Origin of the sequence: Streptomyces sp. NPDC035033 (assembly GCF_040636735.1) — a bacterium.
In the GTDB taxonomy this organism is placed as follows: domain Bacteria; phylum Actinomycetota; class Actinomycetes; order Streptomycetales; family Streptomycetaceae; genus Streptomyces.
Genome location: NZ_JBEZUZ010000026.1, coordinates 44,925 through 57,321, shown reverse-complemented (window position 1 = coordinate 57,321; position 12,397 = coordinate 44,925). Strand labels below are relative to the sequence as shown.

The window sequence follows — 12,397 nt, the reverse complement described above, 5'->3', positions numbered from 1 at the left end:
GGGTCCCCTTCCCGGGGCCCGCGCCGGTCTTCCGGCGTGTGCCGCGCCCGTCACGCGTGGGCAACACGGTGTCGGTAAGTGGGGGCGCCGGGCGGGCGTAGCCTCGCACGTATGAACTCGTATGGAAGCTTTCCGGGGGCGCGGCCGCGGCGGCTGCGGACGACGCCCGCCATGCGGCGGATGGTGGCCGAGACCCGCCTGGACCCGGCCGACCTGATCCTGCCCGCGTTCGTGCGCGAGGGCGTCGGCGAGCCCGTGCCGATCGGCGCGATGCCCGGCGTCGTCCAGCACACCCGGGACACCCTGCGGAAGGCCGCGGTGGAAGCCCTGGAGGCGGGCGTCTCCGGGATCATGCTCTTCGGCGTGCCGGAGGAGGCGAAGAAGGACGGGCTCGGCACGGCCGGCACCGATCCCGACGGCATCCTCCAGGTCGCCATCCGGGACGTGAGGGCCGAGGTCGGCGACGACCTCATCATCATGTCCGACCTGTGTCTCGACGAGTTCACCGACCACGGCCACTGCGGCGTCCTCGACGAGCACGGGCGGGTCGACAACGACGCCACCCTGGAGCGCTACGCCGAGATGGCGCAGGTCCAGGCCGACGCCGGCGTCCACGTCGTCGGACCGTCCGGGATGATGGACGGGCAGGTCGGTGTCGTCCGCGACGCGCTGGACACCATCGGCAAGGAGGACGTGGCGATCCTCGCGTACACCGCGAAGTACTCCTCCGCCTTCTACGGCCCCTTCCGCGAGGCCGTCGGCTCCTCCCTCCGGGGCGACCGCAAGACCTACCAGCAGGACCCGGCCAACCTCCGCGAGTCGATGCGCGAGCTGGCGCTGGACCTGGAGGAGGGCGCGGACATGGTGATGGTCAAGCCCGCCGGCCCCTACCTCGACGTGCTCGCCAAGGTCGCCGAGGCCGTGGACGTGCCCGTCGCCGCGTACCAGATCAGCGGCGAGTACGCGATGGTCGAGGCCGCCGCGGAGAAGGGCTGGATCGACCGCGACCAGGCCATCCTGGAGACCCTCACCGGCATCCGCCGCGCCGGCGCGAAGATGATCCTCACCTACTGGGCCACCGAGGTGGCGCAGAAGCTCGGGTCGGCTCGCCGCTGACGGCCGGGCGGCGCACCCTGGAGAGGTACCCGACAGGTACCTCCCCGGAGGTGATCCTCATGATGCACACGCTCGTCGGCTGGCACGTCGACATGGAGTTCCAGGAGGACGGCGACCGGACGCGGGCGGCCGCCATGGTCCGGCTCTCGGACGGTTCCGAGTTCCGGGCCCACGGCACCGCCCACCGGCACCCCTCCGATCCCGAGCAGCTCCGGGTCGGCGAGGAGATCGCCGGGGCCCGCGCCCTCATGGACCTGGCCTCGCAGCTCCTCCAGAAGGCCCACGCGGAGATCGACGAGGTGTCCGGGCGGACGTCCTACCCGATCAACCGCTAGGCGCCGCGCCGGTGCCGGCCTAGTACTGGAGGGCGTCCTCCAGCTCCCGCTGCCAGTACGAGACGGCGGCGCCGTCGTCCACGTACGTGCCCGACGGCGCCGCCACCGTCACCATGCTGTCGGCGGTCAGGTTCACCTTGATCGTGCGGACGGTCGTGCCGTGGGTGTCCTCGCCGGGCCCGGCCGGCTCCCCGGTCAGGATCAGGGACGCGTAGGCCGACTCGCCGGGCGTCAGCGTCACCACGGCCTGCGGCTTGCTCTCCTCCACGATCCTGATCGGCGCCTGGCTGTGGTCGAAGCCGACCAGGGGCGCGTCCGGGGCGTGGCAGACGCGGCCCCCGGTGTTCGTGATCGTCAGCGCCAGGTGGTTGATCGGGCGGCTGACCTTGCTCGCCACGACCTTCACGTCCGCGGCGGTGCAGGGGCGGAGGGGGGTGTTCCCGGCGGATCCGGAGTCGGATCCGGTGGAACCGGAGCCGGCGGAACCGGAGCCGGCGGTGCTGTCGGTGGGGGCCTTGGGCGAGGGCTTCGCGGGGGGCTCGGTGGTCTTGCGCGCGGCCTCCGTCGCCGGGGACGACGACGGGGCCGGGGCGGCCGGCGCGGAGGCGGTGCTCTCGGGCGTGGCGGTCGCGGGTGCGGTGGTCGCGGGCGCGGTCGTGCCGGGCTTCGCGGGGGCCGGAGCCGCCGCGTCCTGGTCGGACGACTGGCAGGCCGTGAGGGCGAGGGCCGCGGCCAGAGCGGCGGCGGGCAGGGCGAGGCGGCGGGCGGTCGTACGCATGGTGGTTCCCCCGTGAGTGGTTCGGTGGGTCGGTCGGTCAGTGGCCGTCGAACAGGCTGATCACGATCGCGGTGCAGATGACCAGCACCGTCAGTGCCAGGGCGTCGGTGACGCGGCCGTTCGGCATGGCTCCATGCTGCGTGCCGGTGTGACGCGGTGTCGATCGACGCGGGACAATGAGGAACGCTGGAACGCTTCCACCCCCTGTGACCTGGGGAGACGCACCTTGCCCGGAACGCGTTCCTGGGACGCCGACGGTGACGGGGGAGCGACGGATGGACACCGGGGACCGGCTCGCGGGGCTGCTGAAGGGGCTCAAGGAGCGGTCGGGACTGAGCTACGGAGCGCTCGCCAAGCGGCTCCACGTCAGCACCTCCACCCTCCACCGGTACTGCAACGGCGACGCCGTCCCGACCGACTTCGCCCCCGTGGAACGGCTCGGGCGGCTGTGCGGGGCCACCCGGGAGGAACTCGTCGCGCTCCACCGCGCCTGGATCGTCGCCGACGAGACCCGGGGGCGGGGCGGCGAGCCGGCCGGGGCGGGTGCGGCCGGGTTTGCTGAGCTTGCCGGGGCTGGTGGGGCTGGTGGGTCTGGTGGGGCTGGCGGGCTTGACGGGTCCGGTGAGCTTGGTGGGGCTGGTGGGGCCGTCGAGCCCGTTGGGCCTGCTGAGGCCGTCGAGGCCGTCGAGTCGGTCGAAGCTGCCGGGTCGGTCGAGGCTGCCGGGTCCGTCGGGGCCGTCGTCGTGACGTCAGAGGGCGCGGGCGGTGCCGGGCCCTCGCGGGGCCGGTTCAAGAGCGCCCTCGCCGCCGTGGCCGTCGTGGCCCTCGCCGTGCCGGGGACGTATCTGGTGGTGCGGGACGGGGAGAAGGAGCCGCGCGCGGGTTCGGCCGCGCCCGCCGCGCCCGCACCGCTGAACGCCGGCATCAGCTCGTACAACTGGGCCCAGCCCTGCGGGCAGTACTACGTCCTCGACCAGAAGCCGCAGCACGTGCCGCCGCCGCCCCCGCCGCAGGACACCCGGCCGTGGGCCCGCGCGCTCGGTGGCGTCGACGGCGGGCACATGCAGCTCCAGGTCACCGTCACCGGCCGCACCCAGGAGCCCGTCGTGCTGTCGCGGCTCCGCGTCCGGGTCGTCGAGCGGGACCGGCCGCCGGCGCGGACCGCTTACTCCATGGGCGACGGCTGCGGCAGCGGGGTCACCCCGCAGACCTTCGACGTCGACCTCGACGCGCCCCGGCCGTACGCGAAGGCGGTCGCCGGACAGGACGGGGACCTGGTCGTGCCCGCCAAGGACTTCCCGTACAAGGTCGCCACCGGCGACCCGCAGGTCCTCAACCTCGACGTCCACACCGAGGAGCACGCCGTCGCCTGGTACCTGGAGCTGGAGTGGAGCACCGGGGACCGGAGGGGGACCGTACGGATCGACGACGGCGGAGAGCCGTTCCGTACGCAGGCCATCGAGGGCCGTACGGTCTACGGCTACTGGCCGGACAAGGGCGAGTGGGTCGCTCAGGAGTGACCCACCCGCCCCGGCGGCGTCAGAGGCGCTCGGGCGTCCGGATGCCGAGCAGGGCCATGCCCCGGTGGAGCGTGCGGGCCGTGAGGTCGCACAGGAAGAGGCGGTTCTCGACCTGCTCCGGGGTGTCGGCCTTGAGGACCGGGCACTCCGAGTAGAACGTCGTGTACAGCGAGGCCAGCTGGTACAGGTACGCCGCCAGCTTGTGCGGGGCGTACTCCGCGGCGGTCTCCGCGATCACCTCGCCGAAACCGTCCAGGTGCAGGCCCAGCGCCCGCTCCGACGGCGCCAGCTCCAGCTCCGGGCGGGCCGCCGGCTTCGCGTCCCCGGCCTTCCGCAGGATCGACTGGATGCGGGCGTACGCGTACTGGAGGTACACCGACGTGTCGCCGTTGAGCGAGACCATCTGGTCCAGGTCGAACTTGTAGTCACGGGCCGCCGAGGTCGACAGGTCCGCGTACTTCACCGCGCCGATGCCCACCTGGGTGCCGCGCTCGGCGATCTCCTCCTCGGTGAGGTCCTGGGCCTTCTCGCGGACCACGGCCGAGGCCCGGTCGATCGCCTCGTCCAGCAGGTCCACCAGCCGGACCGTCTCGCCCTCACGCGTCTTGAACGGCTTGCCGTCCTTGCCGAGGACCGTGCCGAAGGCCAGCTGGACGGCCTTCACCTCGTCGTTCAGCCAGCCGGCCCGGCGGGCCGTCTCGAAGACCATCTTGAAGTGCAGCGACTGGCGGGCGTCCACCACGTACAGCAGCGTCGACGCCTTCAGGTTCCGCACCCGGTCGCGGATCGCCGACAGGTCCGTCGCCGCGTAGCCGAAACCGCCGTCGGACTTCTGGACGATCAGCGGGACCGGGTTGCCGTCCGGGCCCTTGATGTCGTCGAAGAAGACGCACAGCGCGCCCTCGGAGCGGACCGCGACGCCCGACTCCTCCAGGATCCGGCACGTCTCCTGGAGCATGTCGTTGTAGCCGGACTCACCGACGATGTCGGGGTCCCGGATGTCCATGTCGAGCTTCTCGAAGACCGAGTAGAAGTAGATCTTCGACTCGTCCACGAACCGCTGCCACAGCGCGAGGGTCTCCTCGTCCCCGGCCTGGAGGTCCACCACGCGGGCGCGTGCCCGGGTCTTGAACTCCTCGTCCGCGTCGAACAGGGCGCGGGACGCCTTGTACAGCCGGTTCAGGTTCGACATGGCCTCCTCGCCGGAGACCTCGCCCCCCTCGGAGTGGTCCAGCTCGTGCGGGTGCTCGATCAGGTACTGGATGAGCATGCCGAACTGGGTGCCCCAGTCGCCGATGTGGTGCCGGCGGACCACGGTCTCGCCCGTGAACTCCAGGATCTCCACCATCGCCGCGCCGATCACCGCCGACCGCAGGTGGCCGACGTGCATCTCCTTCGCCACGTTCGGCTGCGCGTAGTCGATGACCGTCGTGCCCGCCGCCTCGTTCAGCGGCACGCCGAGGCGCGCGTCGGCCGCGCGGGCCGCCAGCGTCCGCACGATCGCCGCGTCCGACACCGTGATGTTGAGGAAGCCGGGGCCGGAGACCTCGATCTCCTTCAGCACGTCGTTCGCCGGGATCGACTCGACGACCTTCGTCGCCAGCTCACGCGGGTTGCCCTTGAGCCGCTTGGCCAGCGCCAGGATGCCGTTGGCCTGGAAATCGGCCCGGTCGCTTCGTCGCAGCAGCGGGTCGGCGGAACCGGCCTCCGGCAGGGCTGCCGAGAGGCCTTCCGCGAGGCGCTGCTGCACGGTCGAAGCGAGGGAAGGGACCGAGGCCATGAGCTTCCGTTCCTGTTGTGTCGTGTCCGGGTGTCCCGGTGGTCTATATCGCTTGTCAAGTGTCCCATGGGTGGGCAACGTGTTTTCCCCGCCTGTGGACAAGCCGCGGCCCGGCCGCCGAGGAGAATCCCGCCTGTGGACAACCTCGGGGCGACCGGTTCCGTCTGGGACAATGGCTGTCGTAAGGCTTCGAGGGATTCCCGCAAGGATCTGGAAAGAAGGACGTACCGACCGTGGCTCAGAGCAGCACCGAGACCGACTGGGTCTCCCGTTTCGCGGACGAGGTCATCACCGAGTCGGAGCGACGTGCGCCTGGCAAACCGGTCGTCGTCGCCTCCGGCCTCTCCCCCTCCGGCCCGATCCACCTCGGCAACCTCCGCGAGGTCATGACCCCGCACCTGGTCGCCGACGAGATCCGCCGCCGCGGGTACACCGTCCGCCACCTCATCTCGTGGGACGACTACGACCGCTACCGCAAGGTGCCCAACGGCGTCGAGGGCATCGACGAGACCTGGGCCGACCACATCGGCAAGCCCCTGACCTCCGTCCCCGCCCCCGCCGGCTCGCCCCACCCCAACTGGGCCGAGCACTTCAAGGCCGCCATGGTCGAGGCCCTGGCCGAGCTCGGCGTCGAGTACGAGCCGATCAGCCAGACCGAGCAGTACACCTCCGGCGTCTACCGCGAGCAGATCCTGCACGCCATGCGCCGCCGCGGCGACATCGACGCCATCCTCGACCAGTACCGGACGAAGAAGGCCCCGAAGAAGCAGTCCCAGAAGCCGGTCGACGAGGCCGAGCTGGAGGCCGCCGAGGGCTCCGGCGCGGCCGGCGAGGACGACGGCTCCGGCGGCGGCGCCGGCTACTTCCCGTACAAGCCCTACTGCGGGCAGTGCGAGAAGGACTTCACCACCGTCACCGCCTACGACGACGACACCACCGAGCTGAGCTACACCTGCTCCGCCTGCGGCTTCGCCGAGACCGTCAAGCTCAGCGAGTTCAACCGCGGCAAGCTCGTCTGGAAGGTCGACTGGCCCATGCGCTGGGCCTACGAGGGCGTCATCTTCGAGCCCTCCGGCGTCGACCACTCCTCGCCCGGCTCCTCCTTCCAGGTCGGCGGCCAGATCGTCACCCTCTTCGACGGCGTCCAGCCCATCGGCCCCATGTACGCCTTCGTCGGCATCAGCGGCATGGCCAAGATGTCCTCCTCCAAGGGCGGTGTGCCCACCGCGGCCGACGCCCTGAAGATCATGGAGCCGCAGCTCCTCCGCTGGCTCTACGCCCGCCGCAAGCCCAACCAGTCCTTCAAGATCGCCTTCGACCAGGAGATCCAGCGGCTCTACGACGAGTGGGACAAGCTGGAGGCCAAGGTCGCCGACGGCACCGTGCTGCCCGCCGACGCCGCCGCGCACGCGCGCGCCGCCCGCACCGCGGCCGGCGAGCTGCCGCGCACCCCGCGCCCGCTCCCGTACCGCACCCTCGCCTCCGTCGTCGACATCACCGCCGGCCACGACGAGCAGACCCTCCGGATCCTCACCGACCTCGACCCGGAGTCCCCCGTCACCTCCCTCGACGAGGTCCGGCCGCGCCTCGACCGCGCCGAGAACTGGATCACCACCCAGGTCCCGGCCGACCAGCGCACCATCGTCCGCGAGGAGCCCGACACCGAACTCCTCGGCTCCCTCGACGACGAGGGCCGCGAGTCGCTCCGGCTGCTCCTGGAGGGCCTCGACAGCCACTGGTCGCTCGACGGGCTCACCACGCTCGTCTACGGCGTCCCCAAGGTCATGGCCGGCCTCACCCCCGAGGCCAAGCCCACCCCCGAACTGAAGGTCGCCCAGCGCTCCTTCTTCGCCCTCCTCTACAAGCTCCTCGTGAGCCGCGAGACGGGCCCCCGCCTGCCCACCCTCCTCCTCGCCGTCGGCGCGGACCGGGTGCGCAAGCTCCTCGGCGCGTGACCTGACCACACACCGAAGGGCCGCCCCCGCGCTCGGGGGCGGCCCTTCGGCGTGTGCGTGCGCGCGGCGCGCGGATCAGGAGGCGTCGAACTCCTCCATGTCCTGGCGGACGCGCTCCTGCACCTCCGGCGTCATCCGCTGGAGCAGGTCCGACTGCGTGGCCGGGAACCGCTGGATGCCGTACGCGTACGCCATCAGCTGCTCCAGCTCGTACGGCGTGGGGAAACGCCGGTGCTCCTGCGCGAAGCCGTACGTGACCTTGTACGCGGTCTCCTGGAAGTCGTCCAGCGGCACCTCGGGCTGCGGCTCGGCCTGCTCGCCGTACTCCTCGTACTGGACGAACTCCTCCGGGAGGTTAGGGTCCTCCGGGACCTGCTGCTCCTCGGCCGACACGGCCTGCGGGCTGTACGTGCCGCCGTACCCCTCCGGCGTGACCTGCGGGGTGTCGAACCAAGGGCTCTCGTGGTTCGGGTGGAGCTGCTCCTGCGGCAGTTCGCCCTGCGGGAGCCCCTCCTGCGGGAGCCCCTTCTGCTGGGGGTGGGGCTGCTGGGGGTGGGGCTGGGCCTGCTGAGCGGCCTGTGGCTGCGGCTGGGCCTGCTGCGCGGGCTGAGGCTGGGGTTGTGCCTGGGGCTGCGGCTGCGGCTGAGGCTGTGCCGCCGGAAGCTCCTGCGGGCCTGCGGCCGGAGCCTGCGCCACCGCCTGGACGATCCCGGGAGCCTGGGCCTGCGCCTGGGCCGCGACCAGGGTCGGGTTCGGCGGCAGCAGAACCGGCTCCACACCGGCCGCCGCCAGACCCGCCGGAGCCGTCTCCGACAGCGGGACGCCGTACCGGGCCAGTCGCAGCGGCATCAGCGCCTCCACCGGCGCCTTCCGCCGCCAGCCACGCCCGAAACGGGCCTGGAGCCGCGCCTGATAGATCAACCGTTCCTGCTCCAGCTTGATCACCTGGTCGTACGAGCGCAGCTCCCACAGCTTCATCCGCCGCCACAGCCGGAACGTCGGCACCGGCGACAGCAGCCAGCGGGTCAGCCGCACGCCCTCCATGTGCTTGTCCGCCGTGATGTCGGCGATCCGGCCGACCGCGTGCCGCGCCGCCTCGACCGCCACCACGAACAGCACCGGGATCACCGCGTGCATGCCGACGCCCAACGGGTCCGGCCACGCCGCCGCGCCGTTGAACGCGATCGTCGCCGCCGTCAGGATCCACGCCGTCTGCCGCAGCAGCGGGAACGGGATCCGCAGCCACGTCAGCAGCAGGTCCAGCGCGAGCAGCACACAGATGCCCGCGTCGATGCCGATCGGGAAGAAGTACGAGAACGTACCGAAGCCCTTGTGCACGGCAAGCTCGCGCACGGCCGCGTACGAACCCGCGAAACCGATCCCCGCGATGATCACCGCGCCGCCGATGACCAGCCCGATGAGTATGCGGTGTGTGCGTGTCAGCTCCATCGCGGCCACCCGCGATCCCCTCCCGTGTTCGACGTCTCGCGGGCCCCAGAGTGGCACACATGAACGAAGCCCGACCCCCTGGGGAGGGACGGGCTCCGCTCGCACACACCTGTCTGTGTTGATTTGTGTCGCTACCCGACGCGACCGAACCGGGTTGGCCGCCACCGGAGACGGGTACGACTCCTTGATGGCCGCTCCCCGCCGGCCCCTCCGTGCCGGTCGCCGGTCGCCGGCGGTTACTTGTTGGCCGCGGCCACCGCCGCCACCGCTTCCTTCGCCGCCTTCGTCGCACCCTCGACGATCTTCTTCGTCTCCGGCGTCGGCGCACCCGCGTACCCGGCGCCGTTGTACGACAGCAGCACCAGCACATTGCCCGTACGCGCCACCACCGAGGCGTAGACGAAGTCCTCGCCGGTCTTCTTCACCGTGTACGTGACCGTCTTCGCCTCGTCACCGATGCCCGCCGCCGCCACGGTGTTCATCTTCTTCGCGCCCGTGGTGGCCTGCACCTTCCCGAGCTCCTTGACGAAGTTCTCCCGCGCCCGCTCCTGGCCGCTGCCCAGCGACACCTCGGAGTCGTACCGGTAGAACGACACGTCGAGCCAGCGGTACTGCGAACCCTTGACGCCCTTGTCCTCCAGGCCGTTCCACGAGCAGCCGCCGCGCTGCGACAGATCCGTGGAGGCCGCGGCCGTGCCCTTCGGGCTCTTCGCCTTCGGAACCAGCGAGCCCGTCGTCTTCGCCGCGATCGCCTTGCACGCCGACGGCAGCTCCGAGAACTTCGCGGGCTCCACCGTCGGGGTCGGCGAAGGGGTCGCCGACGCCGAAGCCGACGCGGACGCCTTGCCCGGCGCCGTACCGCCGGACCCCTCCCCGCCGCTGCCCGAATCCGAGGAGCAGCCGGCGACGACGAGCATCACCGGGACGGCTGCGGCGGCGAGAATGCGGGTGAGACGCGGAGCTGATCGCTGCATGGTTCCTTCAGTCGCTTGTCGAACGGCCGGCGCCGGTCGGCGGCCCTGGGTACGCCGACACGTTACGTGGTCCCCTCGCCCACCGGGGGGCCGCGCGGATCGGAGGGCGATCCGCTACTCCTCCAGCCGGTCGGCCAGCAGGCGGGCCAGGTTCTCCGCCCTGTCCTGCAGTTCCTTGCTGTCCGGAGCCGGCGCCACACCCGTCGTCCGCTGCTGGTACTCGACCGTCACGATGACGTTCGATGTGCGGAACACCACGCTCACGATCCGCTGCTGCCCGTTCGTGCTCGCCGTGTCGAGCCTGTCGTCGACGAACGCGACGTCACCGAGACCGCCCAGCAGCCGCGGCTCCAGACCGGTCGTCGCCGGCGCGGCCGGAGAGGCCGGACCGGAGGCGCCGGACGGGGCGCCGGAGGCGGGGGTGCCGGAGACGGGGGTGGTACCGGTGGTGGTGGTCGCGGCGGTGCCGGTGGGCGTGGGCTGGGTGGTGGGCACGCCCGTGCTCGTGGCCGTGGCCGTGGATGTGCTTGTGGCGGTGGCCGTGGGCGTCGGCGGGGGTGTGGTCGGTACGGCGATCCCGGCCGCGAGCTGCTTGCGGTTGTAGACCTCCTCCGCCCGCGTGGCGTCGCTCACCGTCGGGTCGTACGAGACCACCCGCTCCACGTCGAGCACCAGCCGGTGCGCCCCGTCCTCGGCGTCCGCGCTCCAGGTGCAGCCGACGCGCCGGTCGGTGTCGTACGTGACGGCGGCGGTCCCCCGGAGCGCCTTGGCCCGCTCGGGCTCGGCCAGGGCGGCGGTGCCGGGGAGCAGCTCCCGGAGGGTCGCCTGCGGGACGGCGCCGCAGGGCTCGAAGAGGGTGCGGTAGCGGCCGGGCGGCGCGACGGGCGCGGCGGCGGCGCCCGCCTTCGCGTCGAGGGTGACGTCCTCGGCGCTGTCGGCGGCCGAGCAGCCGGTCAGGGCGCCGAGCGTGACGGCGAGACCGGCGCCGAGGCCGAGGAGGGCGGCGGGGGCGCGGCCGGGTGTGTACCTCTTTCGCTGCACCGTCCCAGGCTCCCTTCTCCCCGAAGTCTTTCCCGAAAACTGTTTGCCGCCCTCTGAAGGCGGATGGACACAATGTCTATCGCACGCACAGCCGTTGATGCCGGTCCGCCGTCACCTGTACGGGCTTTGGCTCCGGTTTTTGCGTTATCAGGCTTTTCGGGGGAATTGAGGGAGTATGTCGTACGTAGAGGTACCGGGCGCGCGGGTGCCCATCCGGATGTGGGCCGATCCTTCCACGGTGGAGGGCGGCGCGATGCAGCAGCTGCGGAACGTGGCGACGCTGCCGTGGATCAAGGGCCTGGCGGTCATGCCGGACGTGCATTACGGCAAGGGCGCCACGGTCGGCTCGGTGATCGCGATGAAGGACGCCGTCTGCCCGGCGGCGGTCGGCGTGGACATCGGCTGCGGCATGTCCGCGGTGAAGACCTCCCTGACCGCGAACGACCTCCCGGGCGACCTCTCCCGCCTCCGCTCCAAGATCGAGCAGGCGATCCCGGTCGGCCGCGGCATGCACCGCGAGGAGGTCGACCCGAAGCGGCTGTACCAGTTCCCGACGGCCGGATGGGACGACTTCTGGTCCCGGTTCGACGGGGTGGCGGACGCGGTGAAGTTCCGGCGGGAGCGGGCGGCGCTGCAGATCGGAACGCTCGGATCCGGAAATCATTTCGTGGAGCTTTGTATAGATACGTCCGATTCGGTGTGGCTCATGCTGCATTCGGGTTCCCGCAACATCGGCAAGGAGCTCGCCGAGCATCACATCGGAGTGGCGCAGAAACTGCCGCACAACCAGGGGCTGATCGACCGGGATCTGGCGGTGTTCGTGGCGGAGACGCCGCAGATGGCCGCCTACCGGCACGACCTCTTCTGGGCGCAGGAGTACGCGAAGTACAACCGCGCGATCATGATGGCGCTCTTCCAGGAGGTCGTCCGCAGGGAGTTCCGGAAGGCGAAGGTGACCTTCGACCCGGTGATCTCCTGCCACCACAACTACGTGGCGGAGGAGCGGTACGAGGGCATGGACCTGCTCGTGACCCGTAAGGGCGCGATCCGGGCCGGCTCCGGGGAGTTCGGCATCATCCCGGGCTCGATGGGCACCGGCTCCTACATCGTGAAGGGCCTCGGCAACGCTGCCTCGTTCAACTCCGCCTCGCACGGCGCGGGCCGGAAGATGAGCCGCAGCGCGGCGAAGCGGCGCTTCTCGACGCGGGACCTGGAGGAGCAGACGCGGGGCGTGGAGTGCCGCAAGGATTCCGGCGTCGTGGACGAGATCCCCGGCGCGTACAAGCCGATCGAGAAGGTCATCGAGCAGCAGACGGACCTCGTGGAGGTCGTCGCCAAGCTCAAGCAGGTCATCTGTGTGAAGGGGTGACGGCTTGAAGGGCTGACCGCCGGGGGGCGGGGTTGAAGGGCTGCGGGGTTGAAGGGCTGCGGGGCGCCGAGGGCGTCCCG

Annotated in this window: 10 protein-coding genes; 5 read left to right on the top strand and 5 right to left on the bottom strand. The window is 71.4% G+C overall.

Annotated elements, in window-relative coordinates; translation table 11 throughout:
- The first annotated feature begins 111 nt into the window (after positions 1-111).
- Positions 112-1,116, top strand: a complete 1,005-nt coding sequence (gene hemB / locus AB0E83_RS13805; protein ID WP_362109934.1) for a porphobilinogen synthase — start codon at positions 112-114, stop codon at positions 1,114-1,116.
- A 62-nt stretch (positions 1,117-1,178) separates the two neighbouring features.
- Complete coding sequence (locus AB0E83_RS13800) at positions 1,179-1,451, top strand: DUF1876 domain-containing protein (RefSeq protein WP_362109971.1); 273 nt, start codon at positions 1,179-1,181, stop codon at positions 1,449-1,451.
- A gap of 19 nt (positions 1,452-1,470) precedes the next feature.
- Here the strand turns inward: AB0E83_RS13800 and AB0E83_RS13795 are convergent, their stop codons facing one another.
- Positions 1,471-2,229, bottom strand: coding sequence for a DUF4232 domain-containing protein (locus AB0E83_RS13795; RefSeq protein ID WP_362109932.1), 759 nt, complete (start codon positions 2,227-2,229; stop codon positions 1,471-1,473).
- Between the two features lie 275 nt (positions 2,230-2,504).
- Here AB0E83_RS13795 and AB0E83_RS13790 point away from each other — a divergent pair, with 275 nt between their 5' ends.
- Complete coding sequence (locus AB0E83_RS13790; RefSeq protein WP_362109930.1) at positions 2,505-3,749, top strand: helix-turn-helix transcriptional regulator; 1,245 nt, start codon at positions 2,505-2,507, stop codon at positions 3,747-3,749.
- Between the two features lie 19 nt (positions 3,750-3,768).
- Here the strand turns inward: AB0E83_RS13790 and argS are convergent, their stop codons facing one another.
- The gene (argS, locus tag AB0E83_RS13785; RefSeq protein WP_362109928.1) at positions 3,769-5,529 is read right to left on the bottom strand and encodes an arginine--tRNA ligase; all 1,761 of its coding nucleotides are present in this window, start codon (positions 5,527-5,529) and stop codon (positions 3,769-3,771) included.
- A gap of 233 nt (positions 5,530-5,762) precedes the next feature.
- On the opposite strand from argS, the gene lysS reads away from it, so the two are divergent.
- Positions 5,763-7,484, top strand: a complete 1,722-nt coding sequence (lysS, locus tag AB0E83_RS13780; RefSeq protein WP_362109926.1) for a lysine--tRNA ligase — start codon at positions 5,763-5,765, stop codon at positions 7,482-7,484.
- A 75-nt stretch (positions 7,485-7,559) separates the two neighbouring features.
- Here the strand turns inward: lysS and AB0E83_RS13775 are convergent, their stop codons facing one another.
- From AB0E83_RS13775 to AB0E83_RS13765, 3 genes are all read right to left on the bottom strand, one after another.
- Positions 7,560-8,942 (bottom strand): DUF2637 domain-containing protein, encoded by a 1,383-nt coding sequence (locus AB0E83_RS13775; RefSeq protein WP_362109924.1) that lies wholly within the window; start codon positions 8,940-8,942, stop codon positions 7,560-7,562.
- A gap of 227 nt (positions 8,943-9,169) precedes the next feature.
- Entirely contained in the window at positions 9,170-9,907 is a 738-nt protein-coding gene (locus AB0E83_RS13770) for a DUF3558 domain-containing protein (RefSeq protein WP_362109922.1), read from the bottom strand.
- Positions 9,908-10,021: 114 nt separating this feature from the next.
- Positions 10,022-10,948, bottom strand: a complete 927-nt coding sequence (locus AB0E83_RS13765) for a DUF3558 domain-containing protein (protein ID WP_362109920.1) — start codon at positions 10,946-10,948, stop codon at positions 10,022-10,024.
- A gap of 175 nt (positions 10,949-11,123) precedes the next feature.
- Here AB0E83_RS13765 and AB0E83_RS13760 point away from each other — a divergent pair, with 175 nt between their 5' ends.
- Positions 11,124-12,317 carry an RtcB family protein gene (locus AB0E83_RS13760; protein WP_362109918.1) on the top strand — a complete coding sequence of 398 codons (1,194 nt, stop codon included), beginning with the start codon at positions 11,124-11,126 and terminating at the stop codon, positions 12,315-12,317.
- Positions 12,318-12,397: the final 80 nt, after the last annotated feature.